The following is a 21,205-nucleotide window of genomic DNA, read 5'->3' on the forward strand; positions in this document are numbered from 1 at the left end:
CAGGAAGCAAATGTTACCAAGACTTCAACTCAATGCTGATGTCGATCCAGTTGTCGTACGCTTTTTAGATGAACTAAAAACAGCGGGCTTTACTGGCGACATTGAATCTCAATATTCTAGCCGTTTGGCTGTGGCGACTGATAACAGTGTCTATCAGCAATTGCCGCAGGCGGTCATCCTTCCTAAAACAACGCAAGACGTTGTGCTTATCGGTAAAGTGGTTTCTAAATCCGCTTACGAACGTGTGACGTTTTCCCCTCGTGGTGGTGGTACCGGAACTAACGGACAATCTTTAACAAAAGGTGTCGTGGTTGACCTATCACGATACATGAATAAGGTTCTTGAGATTAACGAGAAAGAAGGCTGGGTAAGAGTTCAGTCTGGTGTCGTTAAAGATCAATTGAACGACGCTGTTCGCCCTTATGGTTACTTTTTCTCTCCAGACCTTTCTACCAGTAACCGAGCAACCTTGGGGGGCATGATCAATACCGATGCTTCTGGCCAAGGGTCATTGAAGTACGGTAAAACGTCGGACCATGTATTGTCACTGCAAGCGGTGTTTGCAGATGGTTCATGTCTTGAATCTGATTTATCACATGGCTTACCCGTTGAGGGTGAATTCGCTCACCATGCACTTGCGGTGACTGAGGCGGTTTGTCGAGACAAGCGCGCTCAAATCTTAGATAAATTCCCTCCGTTGAACCGCTTCTTAACAGGCTATGACCTAAAGAATGCAATCAACGAACAAGACGACAGCTTTGACCTAACTCGCGTTCTGTGTGGCGCTGAAGGCTCGTTGGCATTCATCACGGAAGCAAAGTTAAACCTAACCAAGATTCCAAAAGCGCGCACACTGGTTAACGTGAAATACAACACGTTTGATTCTGCGCTGCGTAATGCGCCGTTTATGGTGGAAGCGAAAGCTCTGTCTGTTGAAACGGTTGATTCAAGAGTATTGAACTTAGCGAAACAAGACATTGTTTGGCATACCGTGAGCGACCTGCTTATGGATGTACCGAACAAAGAGATGCTCGGCATCAATATGGTTGAGTTTGCAGGCCAAGATGAAGCGGAAGTCGAACAGCAAGTTCAAGCGCTGACTGCACGCCTTGAAACCATGGTTGAAAGTGAAGAGGCCGGCGTTATTGGCTTCCAAGTTTGTAGCGATTTGGCGAGTATTGGCCGTATCTACAACATGCGTAAGAAAGCGGTGGGTTTATTAGGTGCGGCGAAAGGCCGAGCTAAGCCAGTCGCTTTTGCAGAGGATACCTGTGTACCACCGGAAAACTTGGCGGACTTTATCTCTGAATTTAGAGTACTACTCGATTCAAAAGAGTTGAACTACGGCATGTTTGGCCACGTTGATGCAGGCGTACTGCACGTTCGTCCAGCTCTAGACTTGTGTGATCCGATGCAAGAAGCCTTGATGCACGAAGTCTCTGATGAAGTGGTTAAGCTGGTGGCGAAATACGGCGGCTTAATGTGGGGTGAACACGGTAAAGGTTTCCGATCTGAGTATGGTCCAGACTTCTTTGGTGAAGAGCTATTTACCGAGTTAAGACGTGTTAAAGCCGCATTCGACCCGCACAACAAGATGAACCCTGGCAAAATCTGTACGCCATTAGAAAGCGACGCTGAGTTGGTGAAAGTCACCGATACCAAGCGTGGCTTCTACGACCGCCAGATCGACGTACAAGTTCGCGATAGCTTCAAACAAGCCATGGAATGTAATGGTAACGGCTTGTGCTTCAACTACGATACTAGCTCGCCAATGTGCCCTTCGATGAAAGTGACGGCTGACCGTCGTCATTCGCCAAAAGGCCGCGCAGGCTTGGTAAGAGAATGGTTGCGTCAACTTACTGAACAAGGTGTTGATATTCTCGACCTTGAGCAAGAAGCGTTGAAAGATAACACACCCGTTAAGACTATGATTGAGCGTGTTCGCAATACGATGAACAAACGCCATGAGTACGATTTCTCGCATGAAGTTCATGAAGCGATGAACGGTTGTTTGGCGTGTAAAGCATGTGCGAGTCAGTGTCCGATCAAAGTTGATGTGCCGAGTTTCCGTTCTCGTTTCTTGAATATCTATTACTCACGCTACCAACGTCCAGCGAAAGATTACTTGGTAGCGAACATTGAAACTATGCTGCCACTGATGGCGAAAGCGCCAAAAGTAGTGAACGCTGCATTGGGGCAAAAATGGATACAAACCGCAACGGCTAAAACCGTCGGTTATGTTGATGCACCACTGATGTCGGTGCCTACGCTAAAAAATCGTCTAGCAAGTAAAGAGCTGCAACTTTTCGACTTACAGTATTTAGAAGGCTTGTCTTCCGAACAGAAGAAACAGCATGTGCTGATCGTTCAAGACCCGTTTACCAGCTTCTATGATGCTGAAGTGATTGAAGACTTCGTCACTCTGGCTCAAAAGCTTGGCAAAACCCCGGTGCTTCTGCCGTTCAAACCGAATGGTAAAGCGCTGCACATCAAGGGCTTCTTAAATCGTTTTGCACGTGAGGCGAAATCGACTTCGGATTTCTTGTCGATGGTGGCGGATATTGGTATTCCTTTGGTCGGCGTTGATCCTGCTCTTGTGCTTTGTTACCGCGATGAATACGTCGAGATCTTAGGTGATAAGCGCGGCGACTTTGATGTGCTTACCGTGCATGAATGGTTAATGCCATCGCTAGGTGAGTTCGAAGCGCGCTCTGCAAGTGAAGAAATGTGGTACTTGTTTGCTCACTGTACTGAGAAGACCAAAATGCCGAACGCTGAAAAAGAGTGGGGCACTATCTTTAAACATTTCGGTGCTGCGTTAACCAGCGTTCCTGTAGGTTGTTGTGGCATGGCGGGCACCTTCGGGCATGAAGTCGATAAGTTGCACATGTCGAAAGATATATACGGTTTAAGTTGGAAGCCAAGGATGCAAGACTTACCGAAAGAGCGTTGCTTAGTGACGGGTTATTCCTGTCGAAGTCAAGTGAAGCGTTTTGAGGGTGAGAAGCTTGCCCACCCATTACAGGCGCTAGCCAAAATTCTTTAATACATTTAGCCCAGCAATTGCTGGGCTTTTTTCTAAACTAACAATGGAATTGTTAATAAGGAAAGCTATGAGATTTCTAGAGTTAAAAGTACCACCCGTCGCACTATTCATTATTGTATTCATAGTCTCGTACTTCTGCGCCCAGCAGTTGAGTTTAGGGACATTGGCATTGCCTTATGGAATGGTCGTGCTCGCTGTTGGGATTGTATTGAGTGGCATCATTGGAATATCAGGCATATGGGAATTTCGAAAACAGAAAACCACCGTTAATCCGATCAAAGTCGAAACTGCATCGTCAGTCGTGGACAGCGGTATTTTTGGCTACACCCGAAACCCAATGTATTTAGGATTATTCATCCTACTGTTTTGCTTCGGTTACTTCTTCCAAAACCTGTTAAGTGTTTTGCTTAGCTTTGTATTCGTGGTTTACATGACCCAGTTCCAAATCAAGCCAGAGGAGCGTGCTCTAGAGCAATTGTTCGGCGCAGAATATGTTGATTACAAACAAAAGGTTAGGCGTTGGATATGATGTGCCTATTTGAGTGCGGGCTTGAGTGACTTAGCGTAATCAGGAATCTAAAAAGAAAAGCCCAGCTTGAGATTATCAAGCTGGGCTTTATTGATCTTGTTCTAGAGTTATTTACATCACGTGGTGTAAATAAGGATGCTGATTAAGCAGCTGCTGCGAACTGAGCTAGAAACATCTCTTTACGTTCGTTGAAGCGGTTTACTAGGTCGTCTACAGAAGCTTGGTCGTATGGCTTAAGAGCACTTGCTACCATACGCTTCACGCCTTTACCGACAACTTCGCCGTCTTCTTTGAAATCGAAGTTCAGTGTCACGATGCCACGCTTGCCTTCAACATCAAAAGTCGCACCAGAGAATTCAACTTCTGGGTGAGATAGGTCTAGACGAGTAAATTCAACTTCCATGCTCTCGTAAATCACAAGAGGGCGTTGGCAGTTGATCATCATCTGTTGCTCTTCCATAAGAGGAACCATGATGTGTGGGAAGTTCATACCAGAGAACTTAACGTAGTTTGTTACTACGTGCTCAATGAACGCTTGATCGTGGCTCTTTTCACCTTCACAAGACATGTGTAGGTACTCTTTGCCTTTCTCGTCAACCAGTGAGCTTTCTTTCTCACACTTGTTGTCAACGCTTAGCGCAATACCGTTACCCACCATACCTGAAAAATCAAAACGCATTTTTTGGCTGATGCCTTCTTTTTGCAGAAGTACTGCAAACAAAAGATCGCCAGGCACGCAGAAGCGCTTGTTGTCTTCATCGTGAATTGGGTTGAAGTCAGCGGCTACTTTTTTAGCAAAGTGGCTAGCCTGTTCACGAGTGAATTGAAATTGATTGTCTTCAGTTGAAAAGTAAGGTGTCAGAAACATAGTATCGCTATTAGTCATCAAATCTGGGGTGGATTATAGCTAACTAACTTCGATCTAATGGTCTATCCAGTTAACTTTGTTTATATATCAGTCAATTAGATAAATACGTTGGATGGTATGTGACGATTTTTAAGAGGATATGGTCTTTGACTCAATGCAACAAGGGCTAATCAATAGCCCTTGTTTATACAACACTTTAAGAGGTGTTATTTAGAGTGTTTCTGCTTTAAAAACTACACAGAGTGCCTTCTGGCATTAGGTGATTATGAACGGACAATTTGAGCAATAAATTCGCTTGTTCAATATCCGGTGCAAAATATCGGTCTTTGTCGTAGAAGCTGACTTTTTGACGCAGAATCTGTTTCGCCTCTTCCACACGAGGAGAAGATAGATTCGGCGCTCGGAAGTCTAGCCCTTGTGCTGCAGCTAAATATTCTACGGCCAAAATTCCTCGTGTATTTTCGGCCATGTATCTAAGCCTGCGTGCTGCGAAGGTGGCCATCGATACGTGGTCTTCTTGGTTTGCTGATGTCGGAAGGCTGTCTATTGATGCAGGATGAGCTAAGGTTTTGTTCTCACTTGCTAATGCTGCAGACGTTACTTGAGCAATCATAAAGCCCGAGTTCACGCCGCCGTTATCGACTAAGAAAGGCGGTAGTTTGCTTAGCGCGCTATCAATCAGCAGTGCCATTCTTCGCTCTGACAAACTACCGATCTCTGCGATTGCTAACGCAAGGTTATCAGCTGCCATTGCGACAGGTTCTGCGTGGAAGTTACCACCTGAAATGATGTCGCCATCGTCAGCGAAAACAAGTGGGTTGTCGGATACGGCATTTGCTTCAATGTTTAAGGTTTCTGCTGAATTACGAATCTGCTGTAAACAAGCACCCATCACTTGAGGTTGGCAACGTAGCGAATAAGGGTCTTGAACCTTTTCACAACAAGTGTGTGATTCGCCAATTTCACTCTTTTGATCAAGCATATGGCGGTAAGCAAGTGCTGCATCCATTTGGCCACGATGACCACGAACGCGGTGTATACGAGGGTCAAACGGACGACGACTACCCAGCGCTGCTTCTACAGACATCGCACCACACACGGTTGCAGACGCGAATAAGTCTTCTGCTGCAAACAAACCTTCTAATGCAAATGCAGTTGATGCCTGAGTGCCGTTTAACAGCGCCAGACCTTCTTTAGGTGCGAGCGTGATAGGCTCCAAGCCTGCTATCTGCATTGCTTCTAAGCCAGTGATGATCTTGCCGTTGTGGCGCGCTTGGCCTTCACCTAGAAGTACCGTACTCATGTGGGCGAGGGGAGCAAGATCTCCTGAAGCACCCACAGATCCTTTTTGTGGAACACATGGGTAAACCTGTGCGTTCACAAGATCGATAAGAGCATTGATGACCTTGAGTCGGATACCCGAGTAGCCACGAGATAAGCTGTTAATCTTTAGCACCATCATCAAGCGCACAGTTTCATCAGACATGAATTTACCAATGCCCGCCGCGTGAGAAAGCACGATACTTTTCTGTAGTACTTCTAAATCTTCAGGGGCTATTTTGGTATTCGCTAATAAGCCAAAACCTGTATTGATGCCATACACGGTGCGATCTTCAGCAATCACTTGCTCGACAACGTGCATGCTCGCTTCAATATCAGGAATCGCTGCTGGATCGAGTGATAAGTTCACAGGGCTACGGCTAATCTTACGCAGTTCAGGTAGGCCAAGAAGTCCTGGTTTAAGTAATAAATTCAACATGTTCTCTCCAGACATTAAAGGCGACGAAGTTCTTCGTTTAGCATAGGTAAATCAAGCTTCTGCTCTTTGGCACACTGCTTGGCAATATCGTAACCCGCATCAGCATGACGCATAACGCCAGTTGCCGGATCATTGTGAAGTACACGAGCAATACGTTGTGATGCATCTTCACTGCCGTCACAACAAATCACCATTCCTGAGTGTTGTGAGAAGCCCATGCCAACGCCACCACCATGGTGCAGAGAAACCCATGTTGCGCCGCCTGCAGTATTTAGCAGAGCGTTCAATAGAGGCCAATCTGATACCGCATCTGAGCCATCCATCATGCCTTCTGTTTCGCGGTTCGGGCTTGCGACTGAGCCTGAATCTAGGTGGTCACGACCGATAACAACCGGTGCTTTCAGTTCACCTTTTTTAACCATCTCATTGAATGCTTGGCCTAAACGTTCGCGATCTTTCAAACCGACCCAACAAATACGCGCTGGTAAGCCTTGGAACTGAATGCGTTCACGCGCCATGTCTAACCAGTTGTGCAAATGTGGGTTGTCTGGAATCAGTTCTTTTACTTTTTGGTCTGTTTTGTAGATGTCTTCAGGGTCGCCAGATAGAGCAGCCCAACGGAATGGACCGACGCCTTCGCAAAATAAAGGTCGTATATATGCAGGAACGAAGCCTGGGAAATCAAATGCGTTTTCCACACCTTCTTCCAGTGCCATTTGGCGAATGTTATTGCCGTAATCTACGGTTGCAGCACCACGGTACTGAAGATCTAGCATAGCTTGAACTTGAATCGCCATAGATTGCTTAGCGGCTTTCACCACTTTCGCTTCATCAGCTAAACGTTCTTGTGCTGCTTTCTCCATTGTCCAACCTTGAGGCAAGTAGCCGTTCAGTGGATCGTGGGCAGAGGTTTGGTCAGTCACTACGTCAGGCGTGATATTGCGTTCAACTAACTCTGGGAATACATCAGCAGCGTTGCCTAATAGGCCAACAGAGATTGGCGTGTCTGATTCTTTAATCATCGCCATCGCTTCATCGATGCTGGTGGCTTTTTTGTCGACATAGCCAGTGCGCAAGCGGTAGTCGATTCGTGATTCATCACATTCAACCGCGATCATTGAGAAGCCAGCCATAGTTGCAGCAAGAGGTTGAGCACCACCCATGCCGCCAAGACCACCCGTTAAAACCCACTTGCCGTTTGCTTCGCCTTGAAAGTGCTTCTTCGCGATGGCAACAAACGTTTCATAAGTGCCTTGGACGATGCCTTGTGAGCCAATGTAAATCCAGCTGCCGGCAGTCATTTGGCCGTACATCATCAGGCCTTCTTTATCGAGCTCGTTGAAGTGCTCCCAGTTAGCCCAGTGTGGAACAAGGTTAGAGTTCGCGATCAGTACGCGGGGTGCGTTTTTATGAGTCGGGAACACGCCTACAGGCTTACCTGATTGAACAAGCAACGTTTGGTCGTCTTCTAAACGCTCTAATACTTCAACAATTTTGTCATAACATTTCCAATCACGTGCCGCGCGACCGATACCGCCATACACAACCAGTGCATGTGGGTGTTCTGCCACATCAGGGTCTAGGTTGTTCATCAGCATACGCAGTGGTGCTTCTGTTAACCAAGATTTAGCGCGCAAAGTGGTGCCATGAGGTGCGCGAATTTCGCGAGTCGTGTCTAGACGAGGGTCACTGTTGTGGTGTTCCGTCATTTTGGAATTCCTTCTGTTTCACGTTATATCGTTGTAGTTGTAGTTGTAGTTATCGGTATAGCTGGATTAGTCGCTGGCCATTGCACTGGCTATATCCCAACACAAACGTGCCGCCAATCGAGCCGTTTGGCCATCGACGTCGTAGTCTGGGTTGCATTCCGCAATGTCCGCGATAATGAGTTTTTCACTGTGTTGGAAAATCTGTTCTAGAAAAGGAGCGAGTGCTTCATAGCTCACGCCTCTTGCCGCTGGTGCACTTACGCCCGGCGCAGTCGCTGCGGGGAATACATCGAGATCAATGGTGAGATAGAGGTAATCACACTCAGCGATGAATTTTTGCAACTTAACCAGTTGGGCAACTTGGTTCACTTGGGTCATGTTGCGGTCGTGTTCATACCAAACACCCAGTTGGTCGGCTTTGTTAAACAGCGCTTTGGTATTGCTGGCAGCACTCACACCAAGACAAGCGTAATGAAACGGCCACTGATGTTTGTGGCAGTAATCGCTAATCTGGTTAAAAGGTGTACCTGAACTGGGTTTAACATCAACAATGTCGCTTTCGAATTCACGAAGGTCAAAGTGAGCATCAAAGTTAACGATGCCTATTTTCGGTTTGTGTACTGGCTGATCTTTATCAAGACGTTCTGCTTTATGTAGGTTTTCCACTTTATGTAAATACTCAGCGAGGCCTTGGAAAGATGCCCAAGCCACTTCGTGACCACCGCCAAGGGTAATCACTTTGTTGCTTGCTAAAGCATTTGCAATCACAGATGCGCACTGTTTTTGGCTGTCTTCTAATTGACCATCATTGCACTCGATATCACCAAGATCCGCGATGTGTGCGTCATTGTGCCAAGCCATATTAGCCAGAGCTTGGCGAATCAGGTTAGGTGCTTGTTTCGCACCTACGCGTCCTTTATTTCTTGCAACACCTGCATCGCTGGCAAAGCCGACCAAAGCTATAGCGCCATCAGTAAGCTCGTTACTTAAATCGTTAGTTTGCACTTGGCTGGTGATGTGATGAACGCGGGTGCCGAGATCTCCATCTTCAAGATCATTACGCCCAGTCCACACAAAGTTATGTGTGGTTACTGCATTATCTTGGATGCCGTTGGACTTAGATTGAGTCATGACACACCTCGCCATTAACAATGCGTTTATGCAGATGAGGAACACCGACTTGATAGCTCAGGTCAGCAGGATGGTCGATATTCCAGATGGCTAAATCAGCGGCATAACCGACTTCGACTTTGCCTTTGGTTTGGGAGTCACCAATGGCAGCTGCGGCGTTACAAGTTACACCGCGCAGTGCTTCTTCAGGCGTTGTGCCAAATAGGGTGCAGCTCATGTTCATCATCAGTGTTAAATCAGCAAAGGGAGAAGTGCCGGGGTTTAGGTCGGTCGCGATCGCCATTGGAATGTTGTGTTCGCGAAGTAGGGCGACGGGCGGTTGTTGAGTCTCTTTTAAGAAATAGAAAGCGCCGGGTAGCAAGGTGGCAATTGTGCCTGATTCCGCCAGTGCCTTTACACCAATTTCATCTAAGTACTCAACATGGTCGACAGAGAGTGCGCCGTATTTAGCTGCAAGCGCACTGCCACCCATATTAGAAAGCTGCTCTGTGTGGCCTTTAATCGCGAGCCCATGTTTTTTAGCTGCGGCAAATACACGTTCGGTTTGTTCTAGGTTGAAGCCGATAGATTCGCAAAACACGTCAACAGCATCGGCGAGCCCTTGCTCTGCAGCTTTAGGAATGATCTCTTGGCAAACCAGATCGATATAGCTGTCCGGTTGCTCTTTGTATTCAGGTGGCACAGCATGCGCTGCAAGGAGAGTGGTGGTGATCTTAATTCGGCGATGATTCTCTAACGCTTTAGCAGCGCGTAACATCTTGAGTTCATCATCAAGCGTTAAACCATAGCCAGATTTTACTTCGATGCTGGTTACGCCACTTCTTAGTAGGCCATCAAGTCTCGGTAATGCCATTTCAACCAGTTCGGATTCTTGTGCTGCGCGGGTCGCGGTTACTGTCGCTAGAATGCCACCGCCTTGCTTGGCGATGTCGGTGTAAGACACACCATTCAAACGCTGCTCAAATTCATTGGCACGATTACCCGCAAATACGAGGTGAGTGTGGCAATCAATCAGCCCAGGGGTGACTAACTTGTTTTTGCAATCATAGGTGATGTGATCCGCAGAGCCATCAGTGCTCGGTTGCTCTACCTCAGAAGCATGTGCTTCGTGGTTTGAACAAGATATGGACACGATCTTACCGTCTTCGATAACGATATTTTGAGGGGAAGAGGGCTGATAACCATCGGCTCCCGAACTCATGGAGACCACTCGTGCGTTTTTGAGGATCAAATTCATAATCACCTAGATCTTTGCTAAACATCAAATGTATATACAAATAAATAGGCTAAACGCTGACCCGAATCAAGTTGATGTTGCAAAAATGTGATCGGCGATCAGGATGATGTTCTTTAATCTAGAAGTATCTTGGAGCTTAATTTGTACTTAGAACCAGGATGGTAGAGCAATGCAAAGCTGATTAGGCGCTCTTTGCTCCACGTTCTTCTATTCAAAAGTAGGCAAGGCTCTGATTCAGAAAGTTTTAGTGACGTTCTGATTTTAGAGTCAGGAATAATGGCTTCAACCGTATGCTCGATAGCACTCAACGGGCAGTTTTTTGAAAGATATTCGTTGGGCGTAGAGGTTGAAAAGTCTTGCTCTAGGTATTTTGGGGCGGCTTGAGAGTTCACCCAACGCGCTTCCAGTTGTATCGGTGCGTTGTCCGCAAAGTGTATGATTTCACTATAGAACACTTCTGCGTTAATCATCACACCTAACCGTGTAGCCGTGCTTTCATCAGCCTTGATACTATTGTGCTTGATAACTTGGCTAGTATACGTTTGGCCTCTGTCTTTGATCTCTTGCGCGATGTTGTTGATATCTAGCAGGGGAGATTGCGCTTTTTCGTCGGGTTCACAAACAAAAGTCCCCAGTCTTGGTTTCCTGATGAGCTTGCCTTCAGACACAAGATCTCGAATGGCTTTATTGACCGTCATTCGACTCACTTTGAACTGCTCGGTGAGTTCTAGCTCTGTGGTTATCTGGTAACCCACAGGCCAATGACCACTGGTGATCTTGTCATCTATGAACTGTTTTATCTGAAGGTAGAGCGGCGCTTTCGACATAATGAAACCTTATTTGACTATACAAATAGAGTAACGGAATTTTTCGCGATTTCAACATTTCCTCGGGCAATGTGACCTTATTCAACATAGATGGGGCAAATTACTTGATTCTGTGAGGCAAGTGTCGCAAATTGTCACGCAATAACTATTCGTAAATCAGATAATTAGAAAGGGAAATAATATGTTTAAGAAATTAAAGGCCTCGTTGGGCATCGGTGCAGCAAAGGTTGATACTGTCTTAGATAATATTGAAGTTTTCCAAGGTGGAGAGTTGTCTGGCAATGTTCACATTGTTGGCGGCGACGTTGAGCAACAAATCGACTTGATTAACTTGGTTCTCAACACAGAAGTAAAAGTAGAAACGGAAGACAGTACCAGCTACGAAACCTTTTCACTGGGTCGTATTCAAGCGGTAGAGCCTTTCGTTATCCAACCGGGCGAAACCAAACTGGTTCCATTCCGACTTAAGTTAAATGATGAAACGCCAGTCACCGCGTTGAACGCACAAATGAATCAATGCCATGTGTGGGTTGAAACCAACCTAGATATTGGCTTCGCGATTGACCCTAAAGACCGTGACTTTATCTCGGTACACCCACTGCCAACTGTCGCTAAAATTATCCAAGGTGTGGAAGCATCGGGAATGGCAATGGTGAAAGCAGACGTAGAGAAGGGCTTCTTGAAAGGCAACAGCTTTGCTTCTCGTTCGGGTTGTTACCAAGAGATTGAATTTCGTAGCGGCGGTTTCATGAATAACAAAGAGATCGAGCTGTCATTCATCGTTGAAGGCTCAATGGTTCACTGCCTCGCAGAAATCGATCGCTCAATGAGCTTCCGTGGCGATCAATACATCTCATTCAGCTTGCCTGCAAACGCGGCTGACTCAGATATCCGCAACGCTGTATCAAGAATCATGAGTGCGTAGTTCCCTTTCTGTTAATAGTCGCTTTTTCTATTAATAGAGACAACATAGACTCCCTAAACCGAACTTATCCGTTCGGCTTTTTTTGATTTTACTTTGTCGACCTGAAACGTGTTTACCACTGATGACGATAGGCCAATTGGAAGGCAACATCGGTTGAGTTGTCCATGTTGAAGATGTTCTCGATAATGGATATCTCGATAGCTGAACGTTGCATGAGATAACGATAGCCAAGCATCATTTCATTCGCGGCTTCTGAAAACTCTGTGTCGCCATCTTCTGCACCTTCATACCATCGATACTCTAGGTGTAATTCATGGTTTTCAAATAACGTAAGCTGATAGCCTCCCATCCAGGACCATGTCGTTTTCTTATGTGAAAAGCCATTTTCTATCTCTCGATTAGACTGATTGGCGAACCCTAAGCTTGTATAAAAGGTATTGATGTCTAATTGGTACGCATAGTTGAATTGAGCGCTTTGCTCGTTGCTGCTTCCTTTGAAGGTGCCGTGGCTGACATTGTTATGATAGAGGGATACGCCAAAGGATAAACCGTGGTTTTCAAGGTCTATGATTTGGTATTGAGTGTAGAGGGTGAAAGCGCTAGTCAGCGTGTCGCCGGAGAAGTCTCTAATATTGATGTCGTGGTCTGGTGCGTAGATATCAAATTGGTGTCGCTCTTTACGAGTTCGCCCTGCTTGGTCGATGTCAAATAAGTCATGAAAGTTGATGGTAACTTTATCTAGGTGGTTGTTGGCAGCGTATAACCAGCGGTAATTGAGCTCGACTTGCCATGCTTTAGTTAATTGCCATCGTAGTCCTGTCTGAAGTTGGTTCTGATAATAGTCTAAATGATAGTCGTGAGAGTTAGCCCAGATACTCGCGGCGGTGAAAGCAGCAAACACTTCAACCTTATTCTCTTCGAGTGGAAAGCCAGAGCGGAGCGTTGGAGTAAGACGAACTGACTGTAATGGTGCTTGGGTATAACTGATTAGCGGGCCGTAATCTTTGTTGGCCCATGCGTTTGGCGCAGAAAAAATGGCGGCTATTATTAGCGGTAAAGGTCGTATGAGCGATATACAAGTAGCCTGTTTTCTCATATGCACCTCATCCGCATTCCGTTACTTCTATATAGCTTAGTTCTAAATATCGAATTCGTGGGGTCTAAGTCGGAATAGATAAGGTGTAATAAATAAGACGAAACAACAAATTAGGGTAGCTCGATTTTAAAGGTGGCTTGAAGGAGAGGCGAAGCCGCTGGTTGGCACGATGAGATCTTATGTATTGGGCCTATGGGAGTGTCGAGAGGCTCTCTCTGTCATTGTCATTTCATATAATTTCGTTACAATGTTTGGCTACTCACAAACGGGGCATCTGTATTTGCTTCTATGTGGGTATATTATTATGCATATATCTCCGATCAACATACTCGTTGATTGAAAAACATATATTAAACATTTTCATGTGTTGCTTGGTGTGCAACACCACTGTAAAGGACAAATAATGCCAATTATTACTCTTCCTGACGGTAGTCAGCGTCAATTTGACAACCCTGTATCAACTCTAGATGTTGCCCTATCAATCGGTCCTGGTCTTGCGAAAGCAACCATTGCTGGTCGTGTAGACGGCGAGCGAGTTGATGCTTGTGATCTTATCGAAAACGATGCAAGCCTAGAAATCATCACTGCTAAAGATGAAGTTGATGGCCTTGAGATCGTTCGTCACTCTTGTGCTCACCTTTTAGGCCACGCGGTTAAGCAGCTTTTTCCAGAAGCGAAAATGGCGATCGGTCCTACCATCGATAACGGTTTCTACTACGATATCGACCTTGAGCACTCTCTAACGCAAGAAGATCTAGAAAAGATTGAAAAGCGTATGAAAGAGCTAGCGAAGACCAAGTATCAGGTTGTTAAGAAGAAAGTTAGCTGGCAGGAAGCGCGCGACGCATTCGAAGCTCGCGGCGAGACTTACAAGATTGAAATCTTGGACGAGAACGTTTCTAAAGACGATCGTCCAGGTCTGTACCATCACGAAGAATACATCGATATGTGTCGTGGTCCACACGTGCCTAACATGAGCTTCTGTCAGCACTTCACTCTACTTAACGTAGCGGGTGCATATTGGCGTGGTAACAGTGACAACAAGATGCTTCAACGTATCTACGGTACTGCATTCCACGACAAGAAGGCGCTTAAAGCTCACCTTGTACGCCTAGAAGAAGCGGCTAAACGTGACCACCGTAAAATCGGTAAAGCGCTTGACCTATTCCACATGCAGCAAGAAGCACCAGGCATGGTGTTCTGGCACCACAACGGTTGGACTATCTTCCGTGAGCTAGAAGTATTTATTCGTCAGAAACTGACTGAGTACGATTACCAAGAAGTTAAAGGCCCATTAATGATGGACCGTGTTCTTTGGGAACGCTCTGGCCACTGGGATAAGTACGCTGAAGCGATGTTCACTACTTCTTCAGAGAACCGTGAATACGCTATTAAGCCAATGAACTGTCCTGGTCACGTTCAAATCTTCAACCAAGGTTTGAAATCTTACCGTGATCTACCGCTACGTATGGCTGAGTTCGGCTCATGTCACCGTAACGAGCCGTCTGGCGCACTTCACGGCATTATGCGTGTTCGTGGCTTCACTCAAGATGATGCTCACGTATTCTGTACTGAAGACCAAGTTCAACAAGAAGTGAAAGCTTGTATTGAAATGGTTTACGATACTTACACAACTTTCGGCTTCGAAAGCATTGTTGTTAAGCTATCTACTCGTCCAGAACAGCGTGTAGGTTCAGACGAAATGTGGGACCGTGCAGAGGCTGACCTTAAGCAAGCGCTAGAGGCAATGGACATTGCATACGAGATTCAAGAAGGCGAGGGTGCGTTCTACGGACCTAAGATTGAATTTACTTTGCATGATTGTTTGGACCGCGCTTGGCAATGTGGTACAGTGCAGCTCGATTTTGCATTACCAGAACGTTTAGGTGCTACTTACGTAGGTGAAGATAACGAGCGTCACACGCCAGTTATGATCCACCGCGCGATTTTAGGTTCACTAGAACGCTTCATCGGTATTCTTATTGAAGAATACGCTGGCTTCTTCCCAACGTGGTTGGCGCCAGAACAAGCAGTTGTAATGGGCATTACAGACAAACAGTCTGAATATGTACAAGAAATTACGAAAAAACTGCAAAAAAGTGGATTTAGAGTCAAAGCAGACTTGAGAAATGAGAAGATTGGCTTTAAAATCCGCGAACATACTTTGAAACGTGTACCGTTCATGCTTGTGTGTGGTGACCAAGAAATGGAAGCCGGCGAAATTGCAGTACGTACACGTAAAGGTAAGGACCTTGGTAAATTTAAAGTGGATGACTTTATTTCATACATCCAAGCCGAGGTTTCAAGCCGTAAGCTCAATCTGGAGGAATAGCTATTAAAGGCGGAAGACGTGGCCAACAACCGGCCAAACAAAACCAGCACCGTTTAAACGGTGACATTCGTGGCGTTCGTGAAGTGCGTCTAACTGGCGCAGACGGCGAAGCTGTTGGTGTAGTTTCAATCGCTGAAGCGATGGAAGCTGCAAATGAAGCTGGTATGGATCTTGTAGAGATCAGCCCTAACGCCGAGCCGCCAGTTTGTCGTGTGATGGACTACGGTAAGTTCCTCTTCGAGAAGAGCAAAGCTGCGAAAGAGCAGAAGAAAAAGCAAAAGCAGGTTCAGATCAAGGAAATTAAATTCCGACCTGGAACTGATATTGGAGACTATCAGGTAAAACTACGCAACCTGACTGGTTTCCTTGAAGACGGCAACAAAGTGAAGGTAACAATTCGCTTCCGTGGCCGCGAAATGGCTCACCAAGAAATCGGTGTTGACGTTCTTAATCGTTTGAAAGTAGATACTGAAGAATTTGCAGTTGTCGAATCTTTCCCAACGAGAATTGAAGGTCGCCAGATGATCATGGTGTTGGCCCCTAAAAAGAAGTAATTAACGGCTTTGCAAGTAATTAAACCCTGCAGCCTCAGGTTGCGGGGTTTTATTCGCCCTAATTACTATGTTATTAACAACTCAACAATGCGGAGTTATTCATCATGCCTAAGATGAAAACCAACAAAGGTGCTGCTAAGCGTTTCCAGAAAACTGCTGGTGGTATTAAGTTTAAGCACGCTGGTAAACGTCACATCCTGACTAAGCGTACTACTAAGAACAAGCGTCAGCTTCGTCCGAACTCGATCCTTCCTAAATGTGAAGTTGCTCAAGTTCTACGTATGATGCCATACGCTTAATTCTTTTTAGTTTATAAATTCGTTTAGTTTAGGAGAAGCATAATGCCTCGCGTAAAACGTGGTGTACAAGCTCGTGCACGTCATAAGAAAGTTCTAAAACAAGCTAAAGGTTACTACGGAGCACGTTCACGTGTTTACCGCGTAGCTTTCCAAGCAGTTACCAAAGCTGGTCAATACGCTTACCGTGACCGTCGCAACAAGAAACGTCAATTCCGTCAACTTTGGATTGCACGTATCAACGCGGCATCTCGTCAAAATGGTCTATCTTACAGCCGTTTCATTAATGGCCTTAAGAAAGCATCTATCGAGATCGACCGTAAGATTCTTGCTGACATCGCAGTATTCGACAAAGCAGCATTTGCTGTTCTAGTTGAAAAAGCGAAAGCATCTCTATAATTTAGAGTTAGCTTAAAGGTTTAAGAAAAGGAGAACTTCGGTTCTCCTTTTTTATTGCTTCTAATTTGACTTTTAAAGACTCCCAACTCCTTCCTTCGTCAGTCTTGGGAATGACGAGATGAACTTCCGCATCTAATTTTTATTCGCTTGAACAGGCATTCTGGTATATAAACATCTACCTATTCTTTAATGTTAAGCGACCGAATAAATGAGCGCACCTACCACTATGACGTTCTTCGAACGTTTTGAAACCGATATCCTTTCTGGCAAGAAGACAATTACTATTCGCGATGAATCTGAGCGTGACTACCAACCAGGTAGCGTTGTGGAAGTATCAACGCTAGAGCAGGGACGTGTATTCTGTAATCTTAAGATTGTTAGCGTTGAACCAATTCTGTTTGATGACTTAGGTGAGTTCCATGCTCAGCAAGAGAACATGACGCTGCAAGTACTGAAAGATGTGATTCAAGATATCTACCCAGGCATTTCTCAGCTGTACGTAGTCTCTTACGAGTTGGTAGCTTAAGCCTTATTGGATTGGATTGACTAGCTAGGGATGGCTATTGATGAGTAATAACCAGCAGACACTGCTTCAGCTTTACTGTCGCGAACAACAAGACCAGACGTTACTGGCTAAGCATGACTTAGATAGTGATTTGAGCGAGAGTGCCGATTATTTAAAGTGGTGCGAGAGCAAAAGAAACTTTGTTGAAGAAGATGTCTTAGGGCAGACTTGGGTAAAAAGTTGTCCAGCAGGGTACATTACTGAGGTGCACTTTCATTTTGATGGTAGTTTAACGGAATATCGTTTGTTTGACCGATTTGAAACCCAAGGTCATTGGCAGTTAAGAGACGGTTTGTTACACGTCGAGATTCTGAAGGGTGAGAACCGCTACCAGTTTGCTGTTGTGGCTCGCGCTGACCTTAATATCCACTCTGCGGTTGAGTATAAGAACGGTGAGTTGCATTCGTACTTGAAGCTGGTTCAAGTTGAACGCTAAACGTTTAGCGATGATTCGTTTTATGAACATATGAAAAAGCCAACAGTGATGTTGGCTTTGTTGTTTTCAATTCGACTGAGTAGTTTAAGTTATTAAGTTATTAAGTTATTAAGCTTCGAAGTTCGCCAATCGAGTATAAAGCTCGTTGCCTTGATATTGTTTTGCACATACCGTCAATAGGTCTTCAATAAAGTACTTCAGTGCACGCGCTTCAATTCGACGAATGCCTTGTTGCTGCTCTTTAGTTAGGTAACCATAGATAGTTGCCGCTCCGAAGTCACCAAAGATCATCTGACCTTGCTCGTTAACCAAAGTGTTGTGTGCGTATAGATCACCGTGACAAACTTTGTTTTGATGAAGGTGTTCAAACACATCAATCATCTGCTCTGTAATGCTATTGATCTGATCAATTGAAAGCTCAAAGCCTTCGTTGAACGTATCGCGAGTGCAGCTTTCAAGAGTCGGAGGTAAACCTAGGTTGTAGTAGTTGCTCGGGATAAGCTCCATCACCAACGCTAGGTAGTTTGACTGGTCGACTTGAGCGATAGACTTCACTAGGTTGCTATGTTGGCCTGCTTGAAGACACGCTTCAAGTTCATCATGTGGGTAACCGTCACTGGTCACTTCGCCTTTGAATACTTTAACGGCCACTTCTTGTGGGAAATCAAAGTCACGGTTTAACCAGTTAGCATGTGAAATTACGCCAGACGCGCCTTGGCCAAGTACTTGATTGAGTGAGTAGCTTTGAGAACTCACTGCAGGCACGCTATCTAAACTGCTAGGGTGTTTGCAAAACGGGTTACCCGCAAAGGCTAACCAAGCCAGTTTTGGTAGCTTGATAAGGAAATCTGGGAATTCAGTCAGTTGGTTTGCAGACAGGCGAACTAGCTCAAGGCTTGATAGGTTTTCCATGCTTTCTGGTAAAACGCGAATCTTGTTACCCGCCAATGCGAGTTTTTGTAGGCGAGGTCTTTCACCTAAAGAGTGAGGGAGAACCTCGATCGCATTGTCTGTCAGGATCAACCAACGTAATTGAGCTGGCAAAGACTGTTCGCTAACGGTTTTGATTTGGTTGGTTTTGAAGCCAACCATTTCAAGCTTAGGAAGTGACCCCAGAACATCAGGCAGCTGCGTAAACAGGTTATTCGACGCGAAGATAATACGCAGGTTGGTCAGCTGTGATAACTCTTCTGGTAAATCTGACAGTTGATTACCTGAAAGGTCCAGAATCTCTAGCGAATCGGCGAGTTCTAAGGTCTCTAAAGGAAACTCGGTGAGACCTTCTGACAGTTTTAAGCGTTTAATACCTTTAAGTTGCCCTGATTTTAGTTGTTCTAGAGTATGCAAACCTTAGCCTTATGAATAGATGTTCGAGGCGCGTAGTTTACTTGTCTCAATCGAGAAAGGCGAGTATCCGCAACAATACCCGCCTAACTAAACTCAGCGCTTGTTCATACGAAGATTAAAGTTGTATACGGTTTTGGCTAACGCCGGCCTCCTCAATAAAATCCGCATCATGACTGACTAAGATGAATGCGCCTTGGTATTCACGCAGAGCCGAAGACAATATTTGCTTTGAGTCGATGTCTAGATGGTTGTCTGGTTCGTCCAGTAGAAGAAGTGGGGTATCTTGTTTATGGCTAACGATCAACATCGCCAGTTTCATTTTTTCACCACCACTTAAATGTGCCACTTTTCGGTATACAGAGTCTCGCCTGAACCCTATTCCTGCTAACAAAGTTCTTGCATCACTTTCTGTTAATCCAAAGCTGTGTGCTATTAGGCTATCGAACATTGTGTCGTTGTCATCTAACAGGCCAAAGTGTTGATCCAAGTAGACAGTCGCCCCTAAGCGCATAATCGAGCCTTTATAATTGGTGTGTTTACCGTGAATGGCTTGTAACAGTGTCGACTTTCCACACCCATTAGCACCGGTTAAAGAAGACCGTTCCCCTTGCGATAGAGAGAAACTGATTGGTGCACCAGAGCCGTAAACAAGGCGGCAGTTTTCAACGGTTAACAAAGAACTCTTTTTACTGATATTATTTTGCTGCAGATACAAAGTTTGCGGTTTTAGCCGCTCCTTCTGCCCTTTAAGCGACTGAAGTTTATGTTGGTTTTGGTCAATGAGGTTCCTTTGGTTTGTCGCCAATGCGGCTTGGCTTTGACCTGCTTTATCTTTCATTGCATCCAATAATATCTTGGATTGACTACCTGACTTTCTTAGTCGGTTACCCTGAGACTCACGTTGTTGTGCTTTTTCCTTGTTAATCTGAGCTTGGCGCTCGAGTCTTTTCTTTTCCGATTGATGATGCGTTATCTGCTTTTCCAGTGCTTCACTTTGACTCGACATTTGCGTGAAGTAATCATCGTAATTCCCTTTGTAGAAGCGCATGCCCAAACTATTGAGGTGATAGATCCCTTCCATGTGTCTCAATAAGCTTCGGTCGTGACTGACGACAAGCACTTTACCTTCAAATAACTGGCACTGCTCTAGTAACCAATTGCGTCCATCGCTATCCAAATGGTTTGAAGGTTCGTCGAGAATCAGTATGTCGTGGTTTGATACGAATAACCGATGAAGCTGTAAAAGGGCGAGTTGCCCACCGCTCAATGTATGGCACGGTGTGGTCAACCCACTGGTTATTTTCAATGTGGCTAAAAGTTGCTTGGTATTCGCTTGTAAATCCCAATCCTCCCCAACGATATTGAAGTGCTGAAGTTCACAGCTGCCTTGTTCTATGGCGTGTAATGCGTCTAACTTTTCGGTGATCCCCAAGAAGTCAGCAATGCTGATTGCGCTATCCAATAGCTCTGAAGGTAACTGGGAGTAAAAGCCGATCGAGCCTTGTTTGGAAACACTGCCTGATGTGGGTTGCGTTTTCCCGACCAGTAACGAAAGTAGTAATGACTTTCCAGCGCCATTTCTTCCGACTAGGCCGGTGAGGCGAGTGCTCAAATTAAAGGTGATGTCTTTGAATAACCATTCACCAGTATCAAGCTGGAATGAGAGATTGTTGGCTAATATAGTAGGCATAGAAATACCTCCCTTTACGTGTAAACGAGTAAAAGGGGTGAGGCGCTTTTTTGCATAGATTCCTACGTGGGATTCTATGTCTAGATCGCCAAAGACGTTACTTAAGTAGGATGACAGCAAAAGATAGAGATGATCTTGCTGAAATGCTTTCTTTATTCAAGGTGCTGATCTTAAAGAGGTTGGTCTTAAATCGACTGCTCTTCAATAGCTTGATTTTTCAAGAAATAGATGACGAAGTAACGCCCACTAACCCCGAGAGTCCAAATGATTTTTATAAAAATAAATCGGATGTCAGGATGTTAGTACTTCATTATGGCGTTATTCTCTTTTGAAATGATGGTGGGATGTTACTGAAAGAAGGTGCTGAAAGTCAATATGATGAAGTGACTAAAATGTATCCAAATAATTAAAGCGCCAGTAAGGCGCTCTAGATCGTTCTTTGGAAAGCTAGATTTTTTG

The 21,205-nt window shown here is 45.2% G+C and carries 18 protein-coding genes; 9 read left to right on the forward strand and 9 right to left on the reverse strand.

Features of this window, described 5'->3' with window-relative positions; genetic code table 11:
- Positions 1 to 10 precede the first annotated feature (10 nt).
- A complete protein-coding gene (locus OQJ75_RS13340) occupies positions 11 to 3,046 on the forward strand; it encodes an FAD-binding and (Fe-S)-binding domain-containing protein (protein ID WP_265973838.1) in 3,036 nt (1,011 codons plus the stop codon).
- A 67-nt stretch (positions 3,047 to 3,113) separates the two neighbouring features.
- On the forward strand, positions 3,114 to 3,575 hold the full coding sequence (locus OQJ75_RS13345; protein WP_265973837.1) for a methyltransferase family protein: 462 nt from the start codon (positions 3,114 to 3,116) through the stop codon (positions 3,573 to 3,575).
- 142 nt (positions 3,576 to 3,717) lie between these two features.
- On the opposite strand, the gene OQJ75_RS13350 is transcribed toward OQJ75_RS13345, so the two are convergent.
- The 6 genes from OQJ75_RS13350 to hutC form a co-directional block, all read right to left on the reverse strand.
- Positions 3,718 to 4,443, reverse strand: a complete 726-nt coding sequence (locus OQJ75_RS13350) for a DUF3581 domain-containing protein (protein WP_265973836.1) — start codon at positions 4,441 to 4,443, stop codon at positions 3,718 to 3,720.
- 226 nt (positions 4,444 to 4,669) lie between these two features.
- The gene (hutH, locus tag OQJ75_RS13355) at positions 4,670 to 6,202 is read right to left on the reverse strand and encodes a histidine ammonia-lyase (protein WP_265973835.1); all 1,533 of its coding nucleotides are present in this window, start codon (positions 6,200 to 6,202) and stop codon (positions 4,670 to 4,672) included.
- A gap of 14 nt (positions 6,203 to 6,216) precedes the next feature.
- On the reverse strand, positions 6,217 to 7,911 hold the full coding sequence (gene hutU / locus OQJ75_RS13360) for a urocanate hydratase (RefSeq protein WP_265973834.1): 1,695 nt from the start codon (positions 7,909 to 7,911) through the stop codon (positions 6,217 to 6,219).
- 66 nt (positions 7,912 to 7,977) lie between these two features.
- The gene (gene hutG / locus OQJ75_RS13365) at positions 7,978 to 9,042 is read right to left on the reverse strand and encodes a formimidoylglutamase (protein ID WP_265973833.1); all 1,065 of its coding nucleotides are present in this window, start codon (positions 9,040 to 9,042) and stop codon (positions 7,978 to 7,980) included.
- A complete protein-coding gene (gene hutI / locus OQJ75_RS13370; RefSeq protein ID WP_265973832.1) occupies positions 9,029 to 10,279 on the reverse strand; it encodes an imidazolonepropionase in 1,251 nt (416 codons plus the stop codon). The genes hutG and hutI overlap by 14 nt, the downstream gene beginning before the upstream one ends.
- Positions 10,280 to 10,392: 113 nt before the next feature.
- Entirely contained in the window at positions 10,393 to 11,106 is a 714-nt protein-coding gene (gene hutC / locus OQJ75_RS13375) for a histidine utilization repressor (RefSeq protein ID WP_265973831.1), read from the reverse strand.
- Positions 11,107 to 11,287: 181 nt separating this feature from the next.
- On the opposite strand from hutC, the gene OQJ75_RS13380 reads away from it, so the two are divergent.
- A complete protein-coding gene (locus OQJ75_RS13380; protein ID WP_016789246.1) occupies positions 11,288 to 12,031 on the forward strand; it encodes a sporulation protein in 744 nt (247 codons plus the stop codon).
- A 112-nt stretch (positions 12,032 to 12,143) separates the two neighbouring features.
- On the opposite strand, the gene OQJ75_RS13385 is transcribed toward OQJ75_RS13380, so the two are convergent.
- Positions 12,144 to 13,127: a DUF3187 family protein gene (locus OQJ75_RS13385; RefSeq protein ID WP_265973830.1), complete on the reverse strand. Its 984-nt coding sequence runs from the start codon at positions 13,125 to 13,127 to the stop codon at positions 12,144 to 12,146.
- Between the two features lie 403 nt (positions 13,128 to 13,530).
- Between OQJ75_RS13385 and thrS the strand changes: the two genes are divergently transcribed.
- From thrS to OQJ75_RS13415, 6 genes are all read left to right on the forward strand, one after another.
- Positions 13,531 to 15,459: a threonine--tRNA ligase gene (thrS, locus tag OQJ75_RS13390; RefSeq protein ID WP_016768282.1), complete on the forward strand. Its 1,929-nt coding sequence runs from the start codon at positions 13,531 to 13,533 to the stop codon at positions 15,457 to 15,459.
- A gap of 2 nt (positions 15,460 to 15,461) precedes the next feature.
- Positions 15,462 to 16,013: a translation initiation factor IF-3 gene (gene infC, locus OQJ75_RS13395; RefSeq protein WP_080572739.1), complete on the forward strand. Its 552-nt coding sequence runs from the start codon at positions 15,462 to 15,464 to the stop codon at positions 16,011 to 16,013.
- A gap of 104 nt (positions 16,014 to 16,117) precedes the next feature.
- Entirely contained in the window at positions 16,118 to 16,312 is a 195-nt protein-coding gene (rpmI, locus tag OQJ75_RS13400; protein ID WP_004738430.1) for a 50S ribosomal protein L35, read from the forward strand.
- A gap of 42 nt (positions 16,313 to 16,354) precedes the next feature.
- Complete coding sequence (gene rplT / locus OQJ75_RS13405; protein WP_004733517.1) at positions 16,355 to 16,708, forward strand: 50S ribosomal protein L20; 354 nt, start codon at positions 16,355 to 16,357, stop codon at positions 16,706 to 16,708.
- Positions 16,709 to 16,916: 208 nt separating this feature from the next.
- Positions 16,917 to 17,234: a N(4)-acetylcytidine aminohydrolase gene (gene yqfB, locus OQJ75_RS13410; RefSeq protein WP_029203739.1), complete on the forward strand. Its 318-nt coding sequence runs from the start codon at positions 16,917 to 16,919 to the stop codon at positions 17,232 to 17,234.
- Positions 17,235 to 17,274: 40 nt separating this feature from the next.
- Positions 17,275 to 17,709, forward strand: a complete 435-nt coding sequence (locus OQJ75_RS13415; protein WP_265973827.1) for a hypothetical protein — start codon at positions 17,275 to 17,277, stop codon at positions 17,707 to 17,709.
- A gap of 108 nt (positions 17,710 to 17,817) precedes the next feature.
- Here OQJ75_RS13415 and OQJ75_RS13420 read toward each other — a convergent pair whose 3' ends face one another.
- Together OQJ75_RS13420 and OQJ75_RS13425 are read right to left on the reverse strand one after the other, a co-directional pair.
- Positions 17,818 to 19,056 (reverse strand): leucine-rich repeat-containing protein kinase family protein, encoded by a 1,239-nt coding sequence (locus OQJ75_RS13420; protein WP_265973826.1) that lies wholly within the window; start codon positions 19,054 to 19,056, stop codon positions 17,818 to 17,820.
- Positions 19,057 to 19,171: 115 nt separating this feature from the next.
- Positions 19,172 to 20,746, reverse strand: a complete 1,575-nt coding sequence (locus tag OQJ75_RS13425; protein ID WP_265973825.1) for an ABC-F family ATP-binding cassette domain-containing protein — start codon at positions 20,744 to 20,746, stop codon at positions 19,172 to 19,174.
- Positions 20,747 to 21,205: the final 459 nt, after the last annotated feature.

Source organism: Vibrio sp. 14G-20 (assembly GCF_026241515.1).
Lineage (GTDB): Bacteria > Pseudomonadota > Gammaproteobacteria > Enterobacterales > Vibrionaceae > Vibrio.